We start from the raw sequence: 22008 nt of genomic DNA, 5'->3' as shown, positions 1-22008 counted from the left end.
AAGCTGATTTAGGCAAATCCTTATCAAAAAAATCTGTGATTAACCCTTTATTCGTCAAGCAAGGCATAGGTAAAGTCCAAAGTGGTCTGTACTACGCTTCCATCCACTTCAGAAATCTTATAATCGACAGAAAACGTAAACTCGGTAAAGTCCTCGTTAAGTTCCAAACCGGTGCTTTGAACACTACAAGATGAGACAAGGTTCAGCGTGTTCGACGCAAACCTCCACGTTCCATCCGAACTAAAGGTATTCTCACAGTCCTCAGCTGTTTTGCCTTGTTCATAGGCATACGTCCTATCCGTTTCAAAAGTATAGAATGCATCCTTTTGACATGCACTGTATTGAGCGAACAGGTCTTTTGAAGGGTTGTCGGTATCATCATCCGTCAAATCAAGCGCTTCTTCGGCCTTGATGGCCTTAAGTTGCCATTTCCCTACCAATACTTCCTCGCCAGTTCCCAGGGAACCTGTAAAATCCTCCGGACAATTGGTTTCGTCATCCGAATTACAGGACCAAAATCCTACCATTAAAAACATCATTGCAATAGTTCTTGAATACATCTTTTTCATTTTAATTTTAAAAATTATTCGTTGGGTCAATGATGGGAGAAATTGAAAATGGTTGTGTGCATATTTTGGGGAAGTTTACGCTTGATGGAAAATGTTCACAAATTCCCATGGCCTATTGCCTTTAATTTAATTGTTTCTAATTAAACTATAGACGCCTTTTCCTTCAGCTATGAATTGGCCATTCTGAAAAGCTTTCATTTGTGTCACCAATATTCTATTCCCAAGTTTAACAGTTGTACCCTCTACGGTAATGTCTTGGGCCTTGGCACCTTTTAAATAATCTACTCTTAAATCTATGGTCGCTAATTTATCTTCAGAAGATGTTATAAGTGTAGCACCTACAAGCCCTCCGACAGCATCTAGTATAGCAGCAATAATGCCTCCGTGCCAACGATTGTTTCTAAAATCGCCAATTAATTCTTGCCTGAAAGGAATATTAATTTTTGCATAATTCTTTTTTAGAACTTTTACTTTTAACCCTAAAAATTTGTGCATTGGAATTTTTTCTTCGAAGACTATTCTTATCGGTTCAAGATTTTTGTCAACCATAGATTCTTATAAGTTAGATTTTTCCAAATGTTCCTTTTCCAGTCGCTCTCGTGTTGATTTTATCAACAACTCTCTTTCATTATTCACTTGAGTCAAAAAAACATTGTTAACATCACTTTCACTATCGTATAGACCACCCCACATAACCATATCCAACATAATCGGGAGCATACTTATTCCCTTTTCGGTAAGGCTGTATCTAATTCTTGACTTTTTGACGCTATCTATTTCCTTACTAATAATACCGGTTTCTTCCAAGTGTTTTAATCGGTCTCCCAAAACACTTGTAGAAATTTTTTCTCCTGATTCTAAAAATTCATTGTAGTGCCTTTTTCCATTAAACATTAAATCTCTGATAATTAGTAAAGACCATCTATCTCCAAAGTGCTCCAGAGAGTAGTTTATGGGACAATGTGATTTCATTTTCATTCTTCAAATATATTAAATCACACATATTTTAACTTTGAAATTAAAAGTTAATTATTTTTTAACTTGCTTTTTAAAAGTTAAAATGTAGTTTTGTATTGAACATAAAATTTAAATGTCAAGATGAAAAACAGCAAAAAATCAAAAGAAGGATTAGAAACATTAGCATTCTACAATATGGCCTTTGTAGTCTCTAACATTGACGATTCAATAAAATGGTACTCCAATAATCTAGGATTTGAATTAGTAATGAAACAATCCATTCCAATTCCAGAAGGAAAGGTCGAAATGGCTTTTATGGAAGGAGCAGGTATGAAAATTGAAATGATCGAAAACTCAAATAACCAATTGATTGAGGCAATTCAAAAAGATTCTAAAACTGATACCGCACTTACAGTAATTGGTTCAAAGGCGTTAGTGTTTCATGTAGAGGATTTGGAAGCAACAACGAAGGAACTTGAAGCTAAAGGAGTTAATTTTGTATGGAAGATGCGGTATTTAGCCGAGGATAGCCTTCTTTGTACATTGATTTTAGATATTGATGATAATCGCATTAATATATTCCAACGAAATACAATTGCATGAATTATCCCCATAAAAAATAATAGCATTTTACCACAATAGATAACAACAATTGCTGCTATCTTAGTTTCCAAACATTCTGCAATTGATTGTAATACAATACGTTGGGACGGATTTTAAAAGCCTACCCTCCACCAAGTAGCAAATTTGCTTCTAATAACTGCTCTTGGCCGGAAGCTGCCAATGAACTGTAGTTAAATTATGCACAATAAACGTACCGAACCATTCACCGAACTCTACACCTTTTATTTGGTTTTATTTGAAATCAGATGAATGCATAAAAAACAAAAAGCACTGTTAATCTACTGATTGACAGTGCTTTAATACCACCTATTTAGTGGTTCGTCGGGGTGGCAGAAACCACATCCGTTTTATAAGTATTTAAATATCAATGTTTTAACACCCTAATCTTAAGGCCATTCCCGTTAAGAACACGGAAAGCAAAAAACAACTTTTGAACACAATTTTATTGTGCCTAACTATCAATAAAAATAGTAATAATATTCTAGTTTTTGGTTTGCAATTTAATTAGCTTTATTATTTATACTCAAAACAATTTTATTTCAAAGCATTGATTATCTACCCTGAAAAGCGGAACCGACACTCAGCCATCTGAAACAAATTAAATCCGTAAGTTCAAATCGAAAAAATATTGATACCTAACAATACTCATTCTTCAAAATTTTCGTTACCTAAAAAAGGTATGAATCTGAAAATCCGCACGATAGTTTAAGAAAATTGATTTGCAAGCAAGCTCGTGGCCAAATGTTAAATTTTGGCATTCTTTTATAAATTTTCAATCGATATTCGTTTTTTATTGAATTATTTTAGCCTATTCGAAGAAAGTGCTCCATTATTTATGTTGGAAATAATTCAAATAATCGCCCTTATTCAGGGCCTATTTCTTTTAAGCGTTCTGCTGGTCAAACAAGAAAGTTACAAGCGGGTAAATTTCTTACTGCTTCTTGGGTCCATTGTTGCAATGCTTTTGAACATTGTCGGAGATGATGATTTCAATCTATTTTTTCCCAATGCGAATTGGTATTTTTTCCAATCCCCTTTGATTATCACACTGTTTTTTTTACTGATAAAGTATCACCATTCCAAACAAGATAAGTTCCAAAACAGGGATTTTCTCTATTTTATTCCGTATGTGTTCTTTATCACGCTCCAAATCATAGATGACGTTAACGGCTTAGGTAAGAACATATGGTTAATGATAGGTGAAATTCTGGCAGGCGTAACCCTATTGGTCTATTTAGGGTATACCATCTATACGATCATCAAAAACAAAACGGAACGATGGATGCTGTTCTTTATAGTGCCCTATGCTTTTCTGAACTTAATAGACGAAGTTTCATTTATAGTAACGAGCAGCCACGATAATTTTTCCTTCTTGGAAAGTTATGGCATTATTGGAATATCTGCGGTATTGCTCTACATGATCCTATTTAAGCTGGTCGTGTCCCCAACATCCGTACTTCCAAAGGCCGATATCAAGGCCTATAAAACTTCAAGTCTCACTAAATCCAAGGCAGAGGCCTATAAAAGGGAATTCTTGAAGCTTATGGATAAAGAGAAGCTTTATATCAATAGTAACCTAACGGTCAACCAAGTGGCGCAACGAATGGGTATCCCAAGACAGTACCTATCCGAAGTCTTGAACGTGTACTTAAAATCAAATTTTCAGGACTACATGAACAAGTACAGGGCTGAAGAATTTGTGGAATGTCTCAAAGATGAAAAGTTCAAGAATTATTCCATCATGGGCATTGCCAACGAAGTGGGTTTCAAATCCAAATCCTCTTTCAACACTACATTTAAAAAAATATACGGAGTTACCCCCAGTGAGTTTAAAAAGACGTTGCCCTCAATAATTTAGATCTTACCCTTATTCGTAATTCCTAATAGAAGGATCAGTCCCTACCCCCGCTTTTAATAACCTCAAAGTAATCAAAGAAGCCTCCTCATTTCTTTAACTAAAGAATTCTTTCTTTACCTAGAAATCGATAGCCCATCTGGTTTTGCCCAATCTGCAACGTTTTTTTTGCATTCCTACGGTTATTGAGCCAAAACCTGAACCTATCAATTTTCACTTCGCCAAAAACAAAAAACATTCCCAAATGGTACTCTTGGCATCTTTCCAAGTACGAAAAGCGCATTTAGAACCTTTTGAAAGCATACTGTCCATCGATTTTAACAACCTAAAAATCAGTTGTTTAAATTCATTATCACTATAAACAGGTACTGAAAGCGGATTCAAGACCTACTTCATTTTAATCGCTTTGGATGCAGGTCTAATTTTACCCCGGTTGAATGAAAACCTTAATCAAAAAACATCTAACAATTATGACAAAAACAAAGCGATTAAAACCCTTCAGGTCCAAAAAAAGACAGGCCTTATTTGTGGTGATTCTGTTGTGTCCGTTATTCTTTTTTGCACAGACCAAATATACCATCAGTGGTGTGGTCAAGGATGTGGTCAACGGTGAAACACTCTTAGGGGCAACTGTCCTCTTAAAAGGTACTTCCATTGGAAGTACGACCAACGAATATGGTTTTTATTCCATCACAGCACCTGAAGGTGCTTACACCTTGACCATTTCCTATTTGGGATTTACAACATTTGAAAGAGCTATAAACCTTACCGCTGACCAAAAGTTCGACATTGAACTCAAAGAGGACGCCGCTCAATTGGATGAAGTGGTCCTCACCCCTGAAGAATCAAAGAAAGTGGACCTTCAGACACCACAAATGAGTGTGGCAAAGCTCTCGACCAACGAGATCAAACAGATACCTGTTGTTTTGGGTGAGGTGGATCTGATCAAATCCATACAACTATTGCCAGGGGTTACCAACGCCGGTGAAGGTGCATCGGGCTTCAATGTACGAGGCGGTGCGGAAGACCAGAACCTCATTCTTTTGGATGAAGCGATCATTTACAACGCCTCCCATTTATTTGGTTTTTTCTCGGTCTTCAATGCCGATGCCATCAAAGATGTCAAACTTTATAAGGGCGGCATTCCTGCACGTTTTGGAGGTCGAGCTTCCTCCGTTCTGGATATACGTCAAAAGGACGGGAACAGTAAGGAGTTTGAACTCACTGGGGGCATTGGTGCCATTTCCAGTCGTTTGGCGGCGGAAGGGCCCATGTTCAAGGACAAAGGTTCGTTCCTAATGGCCGGCAGGGCGGCCTATGCCAATATATTTTTGGCCTTGACCGGTGAAGATAGCAGGGCCGGATTTTACGATCTGAACCTAAAAACAAATTATGAAATTGATGAAAAGAACCGACTGTACCTATCCGGTTATCTTGGTAATGACAACTTCAACCTAGCGGGATTTTTCACGAATTCCTACGGAAACCTTTCAGGCAACCTACGATGGAACCATATTTTCAACAACAAGTTATTCTCCAATACATCCTTGATATACAGTCGCTATAATTACAATTTGGAAATACCCATTGAAGGAATCGATTGGGCCTCGGATATCAGCAATTACAATGTGCGCTATGACCTTGGGTATTATGCGAGCGATAAATTAAAATTTGATTTTGGGGTCAATGGTATCTACTACAACTTCAATCCGGGCAAACTCAACCCGTTAAATGCAGAATCGGGTGTCAATCCAGAGAAATTGGACAACAAATTCGCTTTGGAAGCTGGAGCATATGCAGGTTTGGAACATAAAATTTCGGATAGGCTCACCGCGCAATATGGCTTGCGTTTCAGCTACTTCAATCGATTGGGGGAGCAAACCTTAAACAATTACGCCAATAACCTACCCGTGGTCTATAACGAAGAATTGGGCATCTATGAACGCGCCGACCCTATTTCCACTACCCCTTACGGAAAGGGAAAAAGCATAGCTACCTTCAATAATCTGGAACCTCGGTTTGCCCTTTCCTATCAGTTTGACGAGAAGTCTTCTTTTAAGGCAAGCTATAACCGAATGGCCCAATACCTACATTTGATTTCCAATACCACATCGGCCACGCCCTTGGATGTTTGGGCTCCTAGCGGAAAGTTTATCAAACCACAGATTGCAGACCAATATGCTGTAGGTTACTTCAGAAATTTCCGGGAAAATATGTTTTCCATTGAAGCCGAAGCCTACTACAAAACCATCGACAATCGGGTGGATTATATCAATGGCGCAGAACTTATAGCCCAAAACACCATTGAAACCGAAATCTTGACCGGTGAGGCCCGTGCCTATGGTCTGGAGCTGTTAGTACGAAAGAACAAAGGCGATTTTACAGGCTGGGTGTCCTATACATTGTCAAAGTCGCAACAGCGCACACCCGGTGGAGCAGCGGGCGGATTGGGCATCAACAATGGGGAATGGTATAACTCGAACTGGGACAGGACCCACGACTTTTCATTTACCGGAAGTTACAAACTCAACGAAAAATGGCGATTTGGGGCCAATTTGGTATTCCAGACAGGGCGACCTGTCACCTATCCCAACGGACAGTTCATATACAACGGATTATCCGTAGCGACATATTCCGAACGAAATGCAGACCGATTACCGGCCTACCACAGACTGGACCTTTCCGCAACCCTTACACCTCGAAAAAATAAAGATAGAAAATGGCAAGGCGAATGGGTATTTGGCATTTACAACGCCTATAACCGCATGAACGCAGCCTCTATTTCCTTTGGTCAAAATCAAGAAACCGGTGTAAATGAAGCCACACGTACTGCCATATTCGGCATTGTCCCATCAGTAACCTACAACTTTAAATTTTAGAACAATGAAAAATAGAACTATAACCATATTCAACAAAATTGGGGCACTCCTTATACTACTCGCATTATTGAACTCGTGTACCGATGTCATAGATGTCAATGTCCCCAATGCCGGCGCACGATTGGTAATCGATGCGTCCATCAAGTGGCAAAAAGGCACCTCTGGTGAAACACAGACCATTCATCTCAGGGAATCAACTGCTTATTTTGATAAGAATCCAGATGTCCCAGTCACGGGTGCAGAAGTAACGGTGACCAAACAAAACGACGGGTCGATAGTTGTGTTTGCCGACCAGAACAATGGCAGTTACACGGCAACCGACTTTGTTCCGGAATTGAATGCATCGTACACTTTGGAAATCCTGTACAACGGCAATTCCTACACAGCAACCGAAACCATGATCGCGGCCCCAGATATCAATCGAATAGAACAAAGCCTTGAAGGATCTGATGATGATGCGGAAATTCAGCTTCAAGTATTTTTTGACGACCCCGGAGCTGTTGAAAATTATTATTTGGGTGAATTTATTCCCTCCAATTTACCGATACCGTCCCTTGCCGTCATTAGCGATGAATTTACGGATGGTAACGAAAATTTCATTGAGAACGATAATGAAAACTATGTTGCCGGAGCTACTATAGACATTAATCTGTATGGAATTTCAAAACGCTATTATGACTATTTGAACATTTTTATCCAACAATCGGGAAGTGATGAAAACGGGCCCTTTCCAACCACCCCGGTTCAGTTAAAGGGAAACTGCACAAATGTCAACGACCCCAAAGAGGAGGTATTGGGATTTTTTAGGTTGGGTGAATTTGATACGACCTCATATACAATTGAACAGCAATAGGATATAAGGTGGTTCTAAGGAACAAAATTGCGTATTCGGAACTTTTGATGATTTGTACACGCATCCTGAACCACCTTTATTTTCCAGCCGCTTTCCGCAGACAGATTTGTTTGAAGAATACGAGGGAATCCCATGGACTCGCAGGAAGCTCAACACATAAATTTTAGAAATGGATCCGAAAAAAATCTTCATCACCATAAAGAGGAAGGCATTTGGGCTTCTTTCAGGTTGTTTTACAAACAAGATAGGTGAAACGGTCAGTAATAATGATGCCATAAAAAAGATTCTAGTCTGTAGACCGAATCACAGGCTGGGAAGCTTGTTGTTGCTTCAACCTTTAGTCCAGGAATTGGAATCAACATTTCCGAATAGCAAAATTGATCTGCTGGTCAACCAATCCTGTGCAATTCAACTGTTTCAAAATTATGACATCGTCAATCAAGTCATTGCATTTCCGCGGAATCCCTTCAAAAGTCCCATAACGTATCTAAATACATTTGTTCGGTTCAGAAGCAAGAAATATGATCTGGCCATAAATGCCGCCAAGGAATCTTGCTCTGGAAAACTGTTTACGAGCATTTCAAAGGCAAGCTTCAAGTTCGTGGGTGATGGCGAAGCGGATAAAAAAGAAAGACATATCGCGAAGCAAGTGATCCACTCCTTGAGGGATTTTTTGCCCATTATGGGAATCAAGGCAAATGAGGGGCTACCGCCCAACCTGGACCTGAGACTTGCGAATGATGAACTGATACATGGCGGCAGTTTTGTGTATGACATCGTCCAAAACGCACAACCGACCATTTGCTTATACACGCACAAAAGCTATAAAAAAACATGGTGGCTTGATTTCTATGAACATTTACAGAAAGCATTTCCGGATGTAAACATCATTGAAATACTTTCCAAAGAAAATAGCTCCAAGATTGGTTTCAGGGCCCCTGTTTTGTATTCCAATGGTGTTAGGGAATTGGCGGCTATGATTGCAAATACTGATGTTTTCATTGGAGCCGATAGCGGAGTAATGCATTTGGCCAGCTCGTCGCTTACCCCCACCATTGGTTTATTCTCCGTCACGGATGCAGAAAAATACAAGCCTTACAACGAGGGCAGTGTCGCCGTAAACACCAATGAGGTTGAACTCGATGCTTTGATGGCAGTTGTTAAAAATTCGCTTTATCCAAACCTAGACACTTCAGCTTGAGACGCATAGACAACATCACAATTTTACAGAGAAGTCTGTGCGGTTTTAGAGCTCTGGTTGTGCTTGTATTTTTGGGTTCGTCATCAGTATATGGGCAGGTGGAACCTCTGACGCCATCGCAAAATGCCCATAAAACGGCAGGAGATGTTTTGCTTGTTACCATGCCAGCTTTGGCCATGGGCTCCACACTCATTTGGCAAGATGGTCAAAAAGGAACCTATCAATTTTCCAAGGCCTTGGCGGGTACCCTTGCAGTAACCTATGGTTTAAAGCTGACCATAAACAAAGAGCGGCCAAATGGTGAAAACAACAATAGCTTTCCATCCGGACACACTTCCGTGGCATTTGCGAGTGCTGCATTTGTACAAAAAAGATACGGGTGGGAATATGGCATTCCAGCCTATCTCTTGGCAGGGTATGTTGGGTATACCAGGATCGAAGCAAACAAGCATGATGGTGTGGATGTGGTGGCAGGTGCCGCAATAGGAATTGGTATGGGTTATTTGTTCACCAAAAGGTATAAAGGACAGAAGAAACTCAGAATTTCTTCAGGCTTTATGGATAACACCCCTACGATTGGTCTAACCTATAAATTTTAATGCCTATGGGGAAAGATTACTTAAAAAATAAACAAAAATGCGTAAAATACCAATATTCATACTATTTCTGTCCGTTTTAAAGGTTAACGGACAAAACGTGTTAGTGGACTCAACAGCTTCTATGGTTCACGGGCAAAACGCTTCCATTGACTCTACAATAAATAAGAAATCCAATGCATTCAATTACAAATCCCTCATCATCCCATCTGTTTTGATCGGATATGGAGTTATTGGACAGGAGAGTCTTACTTTAAAGGATATCGATAACAGAACAAGAAATGAATTTAGGGAGCATGATGACAGGAAATTAAACATAGACGATTTTTCCCAATATAGTCCGTTTGTATCCGTATATGCCCTAAATGCGATGGGCATAGAAGGTAAGCATAATTTTAAGGATAGGACCATTGTTTTGGGAACGGCATATCTCCTTATGGGAGGCTCTGTAAACATCCTTAAAAGAACCACAAAGGTCATTAGACCGGATGGCTCCTCCTCCACCTCCTTTCCCTCAGGGCATACGGCCACAGCATTTATGGGTGCGGAGTTTTTGTATCAAGAATATAAGGATATATCGGTTTGGTACGGAGTTGCCGGCTATGTGGTAGCTGCCGGGACAGGTCTGTTCCGATTGCACAACGAAAAGCATTGGTTGACCGATATTGCCACAGGTGCTGGTATCGGAATTTTAAGCACTAAAATTGCGTATTGGTTGCATCCAATCATCAAGAATACCCTTTTCAAGGACAAGGAAAAAACAACAGGAATTGTGATGCCCTTTTATAATGGAAGGGAATATGGATTGGGGCTAACGCTGAGATTTTAAAGTAGGTTGAGGCATCAACTGTTTCTCCAGCACTTGTATTTTTTTCAATTGAACAATGCCCTGTATTGCAGCGGGGTTTGTTGCGTCTTTTTTTTGAACATTGTACTAAATGATTGGGGACGCTCATAACCTAAATCAAAAGCGATTTCCTTAACACTTAAATTGGTTGTTGTAAGTAGTTCTTTGGCTCTGTCAATTACGGATTCCTGAATATGTGTTTGCGCATTTTTTCCGGTAACATTTCTCAACAGATCACTCAAATAATTAGGGGATACATTGAGTTTTTCGGCAAAAAAGTCGACTGTGGGCAGACCCGAAAGTGCAGCATCACTTTTTAGATAGGAATCGATCAATTCTTCCATCTTGGCCACTAAATCGGTACTTACAGCACTTCGTGTCAGAAACTGCCGATTGTGAAAACGCTTTGCATAATGGAGAAGCAGGTCGATATGGGAAACGATTAGATCTTGGCTATAATGATCAATATTATTTTTCAGTTCATCCTGCATTTGATGCATAAGGTTCATCATTGTTTTGTCCTCTTTTTCCGAAAGGTGCAAGGCCTCGGCAGTGGAGTAAGAGAAGAACCCATAATTTCCAATGACCTTACCCAATTCATAATGCCGAATGAGCTCGGGCTTGAAAATGAGCATATAACCCGACACTGGGTCATCTGTAGGATTCGTAACCGAAAAAATTTGACCAGGTCTGGTAAAACTCATGACGCCCTCATCGAAATCATAATGACCTTGTCCGTACTTGAATTTTCCCGAAGCCCCTTTTTTACAGGCCACACAATAAAAATCATAGAAAAAGCTGCTCCAAACCTTATTATCATCAAACTTTAGCAATTCAAAATCAATCACACTTATCAAAGGATGATCGGGCTTTGGAAGGCCAAATAAACTATGGAGTTCAGAAATTGATTCAATTTTATAAGGAGCAACTTTTTTCACGCTTAGATTATTCAAAATCAGTGGATAAAGATAAGTCTTTCCATTGTTCCATTTCTTCCCTTTCCTTTCTACGGACTTCCAGTATAGCATTGTAGCTATCAGAACCCAAGGGAAGATGCAAAGGTGGATTGGACATTCCGGTAATCTTAAGTAACACTTCCGCCAATTTTTTGGGATCTCCCAGTTGTTGGCCATCAAATCCCGTAAACTGTTCAATCTGTTTATCTAGATTATAGGCGTCAATTTTGTTTTGTGCAACATTGAGGGTTTCCTCGCTCATAAAATTTGTACGGAAGGTTCCTGGAGCCAAAATAGTCACTTTTATGCCAAAAGGAGCCACTTCTTGGGCTAGGGCTTCAGATAGCCCAATAACCGCATATTTAGAGGCACTATAGCTCCCATTTCCAGGATAACTCATGTAGCCCATCATTGATGCCGTGTTGATAATATGCCCAGACTCTTGTTGACGCATAGTTGGAAGAATATTTCTGATAATATGGGCCATGGCAAAAACATTTACATCCATTGTTTTCCTAAACTCATAATCGCTTAGTTCTTCAATATTTCCCAAAAGATTATAGCCTGCATTATTGACCACAACGTCTATTCGTCCAAATTTTTCAACGCCATTGGAAATAGCATTTTGTATATCCTTTTCATTCGTGATGTCCAATTCTACAGGAAGTAAATTATCCTTGTAATCGCCAATTTTTTCTAGGAGGAGATCCGTGTTTCGGGAAGTTGCGATGACATACCCTCCGTTTTCCAAAACTGCTTTTGTTATTTCAAGACCCATCCCCTTGGAGGCTCCTGTAATAAACCAAACTTTCTGTGTGCTCATACTATTTGTTTTTTTACAAAACTACAGGGCACATAGATGTATGACGTTTTCAAATCAAGGATAAACGTTTTTAAATTCAAGATAATGGTATAGATCTCATCGGTAGAGGATTATCCTATTTAAGTTCAATCCAAGAAATCCGAGATTGCCCTTGCAATTTGGTCGGGTCTCTCCTCTTGGAGAAAATGACCGCAATCCTTAATTTCCATCATTTCATGTTCATGAGCATTATGGGACAGAAAATTATCCAGAATGTCATAATTAGCGGATGATGCTATTCCCATTGTCGGTTTTTTAATTTTAGAAGCGTTTTTATGTTCTGCAATATCTTGACCAAAGGTTTGGTACCAGGCATTGGCCGCTCTTATATTTTCCTTATGGTTATAGTGTTGAAGGTAGACGGAGCGGTCAAAATCACTGATACCCTTTTTATTGACGAGCAACTTTTCAAAAAGGTGGTTCAACAACAACTCAAAACGTCCTTCCAGTAGTTGGGCCGAGAGATTGTTTAACTGGTTAAAAGCGACCCACCAGGGGTACACGGGCATCCCTACGGGCAACATAGGAAGCTTATACATATTTTCATCAGGGGGAGGCGTATCCAAAAGAATCAGTTTACCAATGGCTCCTGGATAATTGACGGCAAACGAATAGGCTACATTGGCTCCAATGTCATGTCCTGCCATATGCACCTTATCGTATCCTAAGGCAGCTATCAATTCCATGATATCATTGGCCATATGCTTCTTGGCATATCCTTCTTCAGGTTTATCACTATCGCCCATCCCGCGCAAATCGACCGCGATTACGGTATACTTTTCCGCCAAGAAGGGCATAATATGGTGGTATGACCACCATGTCTGGGGCCAACCCGGTAACAATATCAATGGATTACCGCTACCTCCCATGACATAGTGGATGTGTATGCCATTGACCTTTTCCAAGCAACTGGAAAAACCTGGCATTTGTTTTATAAGATTTTCTGTTCTGTATGGAGTCATATTGATATAATTTTATTCTTTTAATGCGATGGCCCCCTTAAAGGAAATCCATGCAAAATTCTTACTATCGTTCTTGGCGACATCCCCGGATTCGACGGCAAAGATTGCAGTCTCAATGATCGATCCGAACAAATTAAAAATCCAGGGGATGGTCAGTTCCGGGTTGATTCGTTCAGCCTTTTGAAGTTCGTTGATAAGGTTCAACCATTTTGATTTGACGTCATCGGATTCAAACTCTTTTTTCATCTCCAGATCAGAGAAGTTGCTGCGTTCGTAGATTCTTTTAACGAATGCATAATTGGCCCCTTGCTCAATAGCGGCAAAAAGCATGTTCCTTATTTTTTTAATGGGATCTGGATCACTTTCATAAGCTGTCGTCATCGCCATGTTACAACTAACCAACATCTCATTTTTGCAAGAATCGATCAAGTCCTCACGATTTTCAAAATAGCGATGCAATGTTCTACGGGAAACCCCAGCTTCTTCTGCAACCTTCTCCAAGGTATCCGATGGGTTGGTCCTAAAACATCTCACTGCGGCAGATATAATTTTAGTCCTAGTACTTATCATGTCACAAACATATGCAATATGTCTCATTTACGTGACATATTTTTAATTAAATTTGTTGACTCAGTATTATAAGGGGAAGTTTAGGAGACAAATTTTGCAACTAACATACCATATTGGTTTCTTCATCTTCCTGAATCTGTTGTTGCTTGAAATAAACCGATATAGGAGTTTTTATTTCCATAATTTTCGTCTGGTGGTATGTGAAACTTCAAAAGGGGAGATTAGGAGACCTAGTAATTTTATGCATCCCGTAGCCAATTATTCCAGCTCTTATGGATAAAGATAAAAAACCTTTGACGTTGACATTCGGATATTTTATTATTTTTGTAATAAATATTACAAAATGAAGGGAAGGCCAAGTATTCATCAAGACAAGGACGTAATCCGAAAGGCCCAAGAATTATTTTGGGAAAAAGGATTTAGTGCAACATCCCTGTCCGAATTGAGCAAAGCAACCGGGGCCGGGGCCGGGAGCCTTTATAACACGTTCAAAGGAGGAAAAAAGGAACTTTTCAAAAAATCCCTCCAACAGCGAAGAGAGGATTTAAAGGAGTTCCGTCGTCAATTGGAAAATAGCGACAATCCCACGGAGTTGATCAAAAATCACTTTCGCACCATCGTGGATACTGATCATAGGTCCCATTTAAGGGGTTGCATTGTGGCCAATACCATCATTGAAATGACTTTTATTGATGATGAATTGGAGAATGAAGCGATAGAAATTTTAAAAGAAACAGAAAAGCTGTACACGGCTACCATACTAGAAGAACAAAAAAAAGGAAAGATCAAATCAAAAATACCGGCAACTACATTAGGGAAATATCTAATTAGCCTTTGGTGCGGAATCAACTCATTACGGCGTATTTACCCAGATCAAGAAATTTTGGAACAGCAAATTGAATTACAGCTACAAATAATCAACTAAAAAAAATTTGATTATTTTTTTAATAATCATTACAAAAATAAAATGGATTTAAAATTAAAAGGTAAAAGAGCATTTATTAGTGGATCGACACAAGGCATTGGTTTTGCCATTGCACAACAATTAATAAAAGAAGGGGTTGATGTAACCATAAACGGAAGACACAAATTAAGGACGGAAAAGTCAAAAGAAAAACTACAAGAGCAATTCCCCAAGGCAAACATATCAGCACTATCGGCAGACTTTTCCAAGAAAGCGGAAGTCGAAAAACTTCTAACGCAACTTGAAGACATTGACATTTTGGTCAACAATGTTGGAATCTTTGACGTAAAGGACTTTGAGAGTATTACAGACGAAGACTGGTACACATACTTTGAAATAAATGTAATGAGCAGTGTCAGACTTTCTCGCCAACTATTGCCCAAGATGCTGAATAAAAAATGGGGACGAATTATTTTTATCAGTAGTGAATCAGGAGTGAATGTACCTGAAAATATGATCCATTACGGAATGACAAAATCAGCAATGTCAGCGATCGCCAATGGACTTTCCAAGTTGACCAAAGGAACAGAGGTTACCGTAAACACTATTTTGGGCGGACCAACCTATTCCCATGGGGTTGCAGAAGTAATTGAGCAAATTGCAAGGGCTCAAGACTTGGATATTGAAGCAATGAAAACCGCAATTTTACAACAATCAAATCCTCATATGCTATTACAGCGATTTATTGATCCAAGTGAAATAGCCTATTTAGTAGCATACGTATCCAGTCCTTTATCCCTTGCGACAAACGGAGCATCTTTAAGAGCAGATTCCGGAGCATTAAAAACCATTTGAGATGTACACAGAAAACATCAGCAAATCCCTGTAATCTGATTCTTAAAATCCCCTCCTGCCCTATTTAAGAATGTGCTCTGGAAATTCCTTGATTACAAACCGTAAATCGGAAAAAATCATTGGTAAAAACTTCTTGATAATTTCAGGGAAGTGTTTCGCAGTATCGCGGGCCTAACCGATATTAGTCTCCTCCTCCAATAGATTATCCATAATCTTTTTGAGGAACTTTGTTTTGTTCCTTTTTACTTCCTGGAGGAACGGCGAACTATTATCGGTGTCAGGGATATTCTTCCCTCCCCATAACGCAATTTCAATTAAAACGGGTATTAAATCAACACCTTTTGGGCTCAATCTATACAGTCCTTTTACCTTATTACCCGGGTAAGGTAATTTGATGATTATTCCGTTATCCTCCAATAGTTGTAACCTGTTCGCCAATATATTCGTTGCTATTTTTTCCGCAGATTTTGTGAAATCCCCGTAAGTACGGGATTTATGTAACATTAAATCCCTAACGATCAGTAACGACCATTTGTCTCCGAAAATATCCAATGACGAACTTATAGGGCAATCGGAACGCATTTCAGTTGTTTTCATAAATTTTGATATTTTTTACTTGCATATTAAAAGTGATTATATATTTTTGTACTTGCATTTTGCAAGTATTATAATCAACTTAACACTTGCATATTGAAAGCAAAATTAATTATTTAAAGTAAAAAGATATTACATCATGACAAAAATTTTAGTTACGGGTGCCACAGGCGTGGTTGGAAAAAGTACAATTGAACATTTGTTAAAGAAAAATGTTCCCGCAAGTCAAGTTATCGGACTTGCTCGGAATAAAGAAAAACTGAAAGACTTAGCAGCGAAAGGCGTGGAAATACGTGAAGGTGATTATCTTGACTACAATTCCTTACTACGTGCATTTGAAGGTGTTGACAAAATAATGCTAACCAGTGCAATAGCTTTTACAGACCGATTTACCCAACACTATAATGTTATTACCGCTGCCCGACAAATGGGCGTAAAGCACGTGGTCTATATGTCCATTATGCGCAAAGAAGGTTCTGGACGTATTATGTCCGAAGTCACGGAATCGGACCTTTTTACGGAACAAGTGCTCAAATCCTCAGGGCTTGATTATACCGTTGTATATCATCCACCTTTTGCCGATCTTCTATCGGCCTACTATGGTCCAAATCCTTATGAAAATGGGATAAACGTTCCAGCCAAGAATGGAAAAATGGCACCTGCGACAAGAGATGAATTGGCAGAAGCCCATGCTGAAATACTTTCTACCCCCGGACATGAAAATAAGACCTATTCATTAGGTGCATCACATACGATTTCGTTTTCTGAAATAGCAAAGATTCTTTCGGGACTAAAAGGAGAACCTGTTTCTTTTAATACCATAACAGCCGAAGAATATATGGATGGCATAGTTGGCCAAGGGGTCCCTCGTCATGTTGCCGAATTTATTACAGGTTGGGTATTGGCCATTGAAGGAGGTGAATTCGAACATCAATCAGGTGACTTAGAGCGATTATTAGGCAGAAAGACAAAAACTTTCAAAGAGCTCATGGAACCAACTTTAGTTTAAAATAATTCCAAGTTTTAATAAACGAAGTGGCGGAGCATATATGTTTTCAGTCACATCGCTTTAATACTAACAAAGTAAGACTCTAAAAAAACACATGAAAATAGGAATTATTGGTGCAGGGCAGATAGGCAAGGCACTTGCAAAGAAATTGATAAAAGCAGGCTATCCCGTTACACTTTCGAATTCAAGGGGTATTGAATCATTACAGCCCCTTGTGGAAGAACTCGGAACATTAGCCACGGCTGGTACAAACGAAGATGCCTGCAATGCAGATGTAATAATTTTAGCTGTGATGTGGTGGCATATACCCGATGTCCTAAATAAGCTTAAGAAACAGCTTAAAGGAAAAATAGTCGTTGATGTAAGCAACAATTTTACAAAGGACGGCGATTCTCCCAAATTGGAAAAGCCAACGGGTGTTATCGTTGCAGAAACCACATCCGTTTTACAAGTATTTAAATATCAATGTTTTAACACCCAAATCTTAAGGTCATTCCCGTTAAGAACACGGAAAACAAAAAACAACTTTTAAACACAATCTTAATGTGCTTAACTTTACAGAAAAGTAGTAATAATATTTCATCTTTTCGTTTTCAATTTTACAATTGAAAATTAAAATTAATGCAGGTTTAGGCAGATTGAAAGGTTTGATGCGGAACTTGGCTCTCATATTTCCCTTTCAAACGAAAATGAGATGGGCATCACCATGCTTTTCAAAAATGCGAGAGGTTCTGTTACCGAACCGGCCACTACTTATTATGATGAAAATTTAAAATCGAATAGACCTCCAAGTTTATTTATCCATGGCAATGGTTCCTTCGGTCACAAAGAATATGGAAATTTTAACCCCCTTTTCACTTTTGATGGACAATGTGGCATTGAGTTGTTTGCACAATCCCTTAATTAGAGAGAACCCAAGGGAGGAAACATTTTTGACATTTGGAATTTCAGCGAATCCTACACCGTCATCACATATGGTCAGAAAACAACCAAATTTTCCCTTTCGCCTCATCTGAATCTTGATGGTTCCTTTTTTGTTGTTGGGAAATCCATGCTTTATTGAATTGGTTATCGTCTCGTTCAAAATCAGGCCTATCGGAACCGAACGTGATGTATCCAACATAATGGGTTCCACATTCAAATCAAAAAGGATCTGATCGGGATGTTCAAAACTTTCTTTGAGATGGTGCACAAGATCCTCCATATAGGAAGCAATATCAATGCTATCCAGATTATCGGTCTTATACAATTTTTGATGTATCAACGAAATGGCGAACAATCTGTTCTGACTGTTTTGTATCGCTTTTTGGGCATCCTCGTTCTTCAAGAAATAGGATTGGGTATTTAGAAGGCTCATCACGATTTGCAAATTGTTTTTTACCCGATGATGGACCTCTTTGAGCAACCATTCCTTATCCTCCACCAAAACTTGCAACTGTACATTTTTATCTTCTATCTCTCCTTTTTGAATGGCCAAAAGCCGGTTGGTCCTCTTGTTTAAAAAATAACTGTGAAGCAACAGTCCTATAATTATCAAGAACAAGACCAAAATCCCAAGGGTAAAGTTTTTGGTCAGCGTGGTCTGCCGCAATCTACTGGTCTGGACAGCACTTTCGTTTTGCAGCTTGGATATTTCATTTTCTTTCCTAGAGGTTTCATACTGTATTTCCAGCTCTTCTATCTGTCTGCTTTTTTTTTCATTAAAAATGGAATCGTTGGTAAGCTTATATTTTTGATAGGATTCAATGGCCGCGGTGTAATTACCCTGTGCGGAGTCCACCCGAAAAAGTGAATGGTAGAGTTCTCTTCTTCGAGACATGGCGGTATGTCCACTGAAGAAGGCCAGTGCCCTTAGCAGATGTATTTTGGCTTCGGGATATTGATTTTTGGCGAGATATGTATTTCCCATCTCTTGGTTCAACTCAGAAAGATAAATGGGCCATGGTCCTTCCATTTGCCGAAAAAAATATTGGCTCTTCTTATAGTTGTCCTCGGCAAGTTCGTACCTTTTAAGTGAACTATAGACCATACCCTTCGCACCGGCTATCAAGGCCATTGGTTCCAAATCCTTGGGTGGAAACTTATTTTCAAATTCCTGTAATTTCAACAGGGCGTTATCCCCCTGACCAAGAATGATCATACTTTTAATTAAATAGTGAAGGAACCTGTAAGGCATATTATCGTCGTATCCAAGGGACTTGTTAAACTCCCACTCATAAAGAGCCCTGTTGTACCATTTGATGCTCTCCATGGGATTATCCAACTCTCTATAAATATCACCGACAACGCCCAAATATTTGGCGAGTTGATAGGGTTCATTGATTTCCTCTGCATTGTCCACACATTTAAGCGCATAAAAAAGGCCTTGGTCCAAATCTCCCCTTAACCGATTGGTAACGCCAAGCAAATAGTAAACAGGGTGTAACCTGGGATGGTTCATTTCTTGATATTCCTGGAGTATTTCACGAAGTTCCTTGTCCGCAATGTTCAATTCCCCTTGGCACATATGCATATCCGCAATGGCTTCCCGTACTTCAAGTGTACCAAGCTTTCCTGATTCCCCAAGTTGGGAATAGAGTGAAAAGGCATTTTCATAATATTTGAGCATTTCCGTGTACTTGGCCGCATTGCTTACATTGTAACGCCACATCATAATACCCCGTCTGTACCAAGTTTGAGCCTGCATCTCCACATCACCGTTGGCCTCGTGCCCATCGATTACTTTCTTGAAACATTCATCGCATCTCACGAGTTGCTTTTTTCTGAAAAACACTTCACAATAACCGGCCAAAGCCTTTAGCTCAGCTTGCCTATCATGAAGAGTTTCTGCAAAATCCATGGCTTTTCCAAAAAAAAATGCCGCACTGTCCACGGAAGCTTTCTGCGCGGTATTTCTTTCCAGATACCATTTCCCTAAATCCAAATGAAGATTGAAAAGTGTAGTGTCCTCCTTTGTTTTGTCGGTTGCAAGCTGACGTCTAAGTTCTTTGATCTTTATTTCTGGATCAAGGACCTGTTGGGCCCTAAGTGGAAGCAAAGACACAAGCATAAAAACTACCATAGTTATAAAAAGTGCCTTGTTCATAGAACGCTTGATCAAATTAATTTGGAGAATCCCATACCAAATTTAAATCATAGATTGGCTCCTTTTACATTGGCTTTGGCCTATCCAAGACTTAATAAAACTTACTATTTACTTTTTTGCATATATTGGTTCTACCTTTTTCAGATTTTCCGCCATCAATTGGGCATTGTTGTGTAATCATCGTTTAATTGCTCTCAATCCATTCCAAGCTGTAACGAGCTTCATCCTTCCAAGTGGGAAGCCCCAGCACAAAATGGTTTTTGCCCTCAAATTCCTTATAATGCGTAATGCTTCCATTTTGCTTGTACTTTTTAAAATTGGAATAATTCAAGGAGGCCGGAATGATATGATCAGTACTCCCCGAAATGAACAAAAGAGGCGGGTGTGGTTTGCTGAAATCCACCTTTGCAACACTTGATAGACAATCCCTCAACAGCCTTCTTGATTCAGGTATCACGTTTTCGTCATAGGATCTCTCCTGTTCTGCAAGGGACATTCCATTGGTAAAGGCGTATTGCCACTGTTCCAAGGTCATCAAATAGGTCTTGTTTGCCGATTTAAACAATCCCAATGGTGCCCAATGTGATTTCAAAAAGGAGAATTTCAACGAAAGAACGCCTTGGGCCGGAACACTATGGATGGCAATTCCTGAAGCCGCAACACCTCTTTGCAATAATACCTGAACCATCAACCCTCCTGTAGAATGACCAATCAATATTGGTTTTTCAGGGAGCGAAGTGATGAAATCCTCATAATAATCCAACAATTCCGATAACCGAAGCTCGGTCAACTTTTTATAGTCTGGATGTTTTTCCCTGAGCCTCTCAGGCGTGTCGTCCTTATGTAACCAAGGAGGGTTGTAGCAGGTGTACCCTGCATCTTCGAAGAACTTTTTCCAATTGTTCCATCCCAAATGGGTCACAAAGGCCCCAGTAATAAATACTATGGTTTTTGAAGGCTGTTTTTTCATATGCTTGGATTAATTTTATTCCCGTCTAATCAATATTGAATGAATTCCCAACAAAGTCAGCGATGTATTCCGAGCTCAATTCGGGATACTGGTGTTGGGGCCCATGACCTGTTTTTGTGAAGATGACCAACTGTGCGTTCCTCATCTGGCGGAGCAGCAGGAACCAATTCTCAATGGGAAAGCTTACATCATGGTCCCCATGAAGTACCAGCACAGGCATTCCGGTTTCCGTCAATCGTTTTCTTAGTTTCTCTTTATCCTCTTTATAGGCATCCCCGGCGACAAAATACATATTGAACACTTCCTTAGCGGTAGGTATTTTGCCCACATCGATGCTTTCATAGATTCTATCATGGGAGACTTTGCCCGATTCCACACTGAATTTGGATTCGGGTTCAAAAAAGAGAATGATTTCATCCTCCAGCGTGTAGTTTGGCAACAAGGCCTTTTCCAGAAAGATGGACTCAAAGGTATGGGGGTTTTTACCGGGGGGGTTGCTCCCGATGAGGATAAGGTGTGAAGCAAGCCCCTCATATTCCAATGCAGCCGCCTGTACCACAAACCCGCCAAAGGACCAACCTGCCAAGACTACTTCATTCAACCCCAATTCTTGAATTATATCATGGAGAATTTTGGCAAGTCCAGTAATATCCTTCGGGAATTTCCCTGTAGAATATCCTATTTCGGGATAATCAAAAATGATCACCTTGAAGTGTTCTGCCATCGAGGACAGAAATAACGGGTCCCAAGTGTCCAAAGTGCCCCTAAAACGGTTACACATGATCAGGGGTCGCCCTTTGCCTATTTCTCGATAGGCTATCTTGGCATCAGAGAGTTCTATATATTTTGTTTTCATTTTT

The 22008-nt window shown here is 39.6% G+C and carries 22 protein-coding genes; 11 read left to right on the top strand and 11 right to left on the bottom strand.

Translation table 11 applies throughout. The annotated features are described in order from the left end of the window. Positions 1 to 47 precede the first annotated feature (47 nt). From GVT53_RS04205 to GVT53_RS04195, 3 genes are all read right to left on the bottom strand, one after another. On the bottom strand, positions 48 to 560 hold the full coding sequence (locus GVT53_RS04205; protein WP_240905136.1) for a DUF5004 domain-containing protein: 513 nt from the start codon (positions 558 to 560) through the stop codon (positions 48 to 50). A 135-nt stretch (positions 561 to 695) separates the two neighbouring features. Then, the gene (locus GVT53_RS04200; protein ID WP_166247571.1) at positions 696 to 1118 is read right to left on the bottom strand and encodes a hotdog fold thioesterase; all 423 of its coding nucleotides are present in this window, start codon (positions 1116 to 1118) and stop codon (positions 696 to 698) included. Positions 1119 to 1124: 6 nt separating this feature from the next. Continuing rightward, entirely contained in the window at positions 1125 to 1547 is a 423-nt protein-coding gene (locus GVT53_RS04195) for a winged helix-turn-helix transcriptional regulator (RefSeq protein ID WP_166247570.1), read from the bottom strand. A gap of 120 nt (positions 1548 to 1667) precedes the next feature. Between GVT53_RS04195 and GVT53_RS04190 the strand changes: the two genes are divergently transcribed. The 7 genes from GVT53_RS04190 to GVT53_RS04160 all read left to right on the top strand — a co-directional run bounded on the left by GVT53_RS04190 (position 1668) and on the right by GVT53_RS04160 (position 10363). Next, positions 1668 to 2129, top strand: coding sequence for a VOC family protein (locus GVT53_RS04190; RefSeq protein ID WP_166247569.1), 462 nt, complete (start codon positions 1668 to 1670; stop codon positions 2127 to 2129). An 856-nt stretch (positions 2130 to 2985) separates the two neighbouring features. Further along, the gene (locus tag GVT53_RS04185; RefSeq protein WP_166247568.1) at positions 2986 to 4008 is read left to right on the top strand and encodes a helix-turn-helix domain-containing protein; all 1023 of its coding nucleotides are present in this window, start codon (positions 2986 to 2988) and stop codon (positions 4006 to 4008) included. Between the two features lie 467 nt (positions 4009 to 4475). Next, positions 4476 to 6884, top strand: coding sequence for a TonB-dependent receptor (locus GVT53_RS04180; protein ID WP_166247567.1), 2409 nt, complete (start codon positions 4476 to 4478; stop codon positions 6882 to 6884). A gap of 4 nt (positions 6885 to 6888) precedes the next feature. Continuing rightward, on the top strand, positions 6889 to 7737 hold the full coding sequence (locus GVT53_RS04175; protein ID WP_166247566.1) for a DUF4249 domain-containing protein: 849 nt from the start codon (positions 6889 to 6891) through the stop codon (positions 7735 to 7737). 169 nt (positions 7738 to 7906) lie between these two features. After that, positions 7907 to 8938: a glycosyltransferase family 9 protein gene (locus GVT53_RS04170; RefSeq protein WP_166247565.1), complete on the top strand. Its 1032-nt coding sequence runs from the start codon at positions 7907 to 7909 to the stop codon at positions 8936 to 8938. Continuing rightward, positions 8935 to 9537, top strand: coding sequence for a phosphatase PAP2 family protein (locus GVT53_RS04165; RefSeq protein WP_166247564.1), 603 nt, complete (start codon positions 8935 to 8937; stop codon positions 9535 to 9537). The genes GVT53_RS04170 and GVT53_RS04165 overlap by 4 nt, the downstream gene beginning before the upstream one ends. A gap of 37 nt (positions 9538 to 9574) precedes the next feature. Next, positions 9575 to 10363, top strand: coding sequence for a phosphatase PAP2 family protein (locus GVT53_RS04160; RefSeq protein WP_240905134.1), 789 nt, complete (start codon positions 9575 to 9577; stop codon positions 10361 to 10363). Positions 10364 to 10407: 44 nt separating this feature from the next. Here GVT53_RS04160 and GVT53_RS04155 read toward each other — a convergent pair whose 3' ends face one another. The 4 genes from GVT53_RS04155 to GVT53_RS04140 all read right to left on the bottom strand — a co-directional run bounded on the left by GVT53_RS04155 (position 10408) and on the right by GVT53_RS04140 (position 13758). Beyond that, positions 10408 to 11319: a helix-turn-helix domain-containing protein gene (locus tag GVT53_RS04155; RefSeq protein ID WP_166247563.1), complete on the bottom strand. Its 912-nt coding sequence runs from the start codon at positions 11317 to 11319 to the stop codon at positions 10408 to 10410. Between the two features lie 7 nt (positions 11320 to 11326). Continuing rightward, the gene (locus GVT53_RS04150; RefSeq protein WP_166247562.1) at positions 11327 to 12160 is read right to left on the bottom strand and encodes an SDR family NAD(P)-dependent oxidoreductase; all 834 of its coding nucleotides are present in this window, start codon (positions 12158 to 12160) and stop codon (positions 11327 to 11329) included. Between the two features lie 125 nt (positions 12161 to 12285). Continuing rightward, a complete protein-coding gene (locus GVT53_RS04145; protein WP_166247561.1) occupies positions 12286 to 13161 on the bottom strand; it encodes an alpha/beta fold hydrolase in 876 nt (291 codons plus the stop codon). Positions 13162 to 13173: 12 nt separating this feature from the next. Further along, positions 13174 to 13758 (bottom strand): TetR/AcrR family transcriptional regulator, encoded by a 585-nt coding sequence (locus tag GVT53_RS04140; RefSeq protein WP_166247560.1) that lies wholly within the window; start codon positions 13756 to 13758, stop codon positions 13174 to 13176. A 316-nt stretch (positions 13759 to 14074) separates the two neighbouring features. Here GVT53_RS04140 and GVT53_RS04135 point away from each other — a divergent pair, with 316 nt between their 5' ends. Together GVT53_RS04135 and GVT53_RS04130 are read left to right on the top strand one after the other, a co-directional pair. Beyond that, on the top strand, positions 14075 to 14656 hold the full coding sequence (locus GVT53_RS04135; RefSeq protein ID WP_166247559.1) for a TetR/AcrR family transcriptional regulator: 582 nt from the start codon (positions 14075 to 14077) through the stop codon (positions 14654 to 14656). Positions 14657 to 14698: 42 nt separating this feature from the next. Continuing rightward, positions 14699 to 15490 (top strand): SDR family NAD(P)-dependent oxidoreductase, encoded by a 792-nt coding sequence (locus GVT53_RS04130; RefSeq protein ID WP_166247558.1) that lies wholly within the window; start codon positions 14699 to 14701, stop codon positions 15488 to 15490. A gap of 171 nt (positions 15491 to 15661) precedes the next feature. Here the strand turns inward: GVT53_RS04130 and GVT53_RS04125 are convergent, their stop codons facing one another. Next, complete coding sequence (locus GVT53_RS04125) at positions 15662 to 16087, bottom strand: winged helix-turn-helix transcriptional regulator (RefSeq protein WP_166247557.1); 426 nt, start codon at positions 16085 to 16087, stop codon at positions 15662 to 15664. A 136-nt stretch (positions 16088 to 16223) separates the two neighbouring features. Here GVT53_RS04125 and GVT53_RS04120 point away from each other — a divergent pair, with 136 nt between their 5' ends. Continuing rightward, the gene (locus tag GVT53_RS04120; protein WP_166247556.1) at positions 16224 to 17093 is read left to right on the top strand and encodes an SDR family oxidoreductase; all 870 of its coding nucleotides are present in this window, start codon (positions 16224 to 16226) and stop codon (positions 17091 to 17093) included. 94 nt (positions 17094 to 17187) lie between these two features. Then, the gene (locus tag GVT53_RS04115; RefSeq protein WP_166247555.1) at positions 17188 to 17625 is read left to right on the top strand and encodes an NADPH-dependent F420 reductase; all 438 of its coding nucleotides are present in this window, start codon (positions 17188 to 17190) and stop codon (positions 17623 to 17625) included. Positions 17626 to 17886: 261 nt separating this feature from the next. On the opposite strand, the gene GVT53_RS04110 is transcribed toward GVT53_RS04115, so the two are convergent. The 3 genes from GVT53_RS04110 to GVT53_RS04100 form a co-directional block, all read right to left on the bottom strand. Further along, positions 17887 to 20178, bottom strand: coding sequence for a tetratricopeptide repeat-containing sensor histidine kinase (locus GVT53_RS04110; RefSeq protein ID WP_166247554.1), 2292 nt, complete (start codon positions 20176 to 20178; stop codon positions 17887 to 17889). A 184-nt stretch (positions 20179 to 20362) separates the two neighbouring features. Continuing rightward, positions 20363 to 21148 (bottom strand): alpha/beta hydrolase, encoded by a 786-nt coding sequence (locus tag GVT53_RS04105; RefSeq protein ID WP_166247553.1) that lies wholly within the window; start codon positions 21146 to 21148, stop codon positions 20363 to 20365. A 25-nt stretch (positions 21149 to 21173) separates the two neighbouring features. Then, positions 21174 to 22004 carry an alpha/beta fold hydrolase gene (locus GVT53_RS04100; protein WP_166247552.1) on the bottom strand — a complete coding sequence of 277 codons (831 nt, stop codon included), beginning with the start codon at positions 22002 to 22004 and terminating at the stop codon, positions 21174 to 21176. Between the last annotated feature and the right edge of the window lie 4 nt (positions 22005 to 22008).

It is taken from the genome of Flagellimonas oceani (assembly GCF_011068285.1).
In the GTDB taxonomy this organism is placed as follows: domain Bacteria; phylum Bacteroidota; class Bacteroidia; order Flavobacteriales; family Flavobacteriaceae; genus Flagellimonas; species Flagellimonas oceani.
The sequence above is the reverse complement of the archived record's forward strand: the minus strand, read 5'-3'. Positions and strand labels throughout refer to the sequence as shown.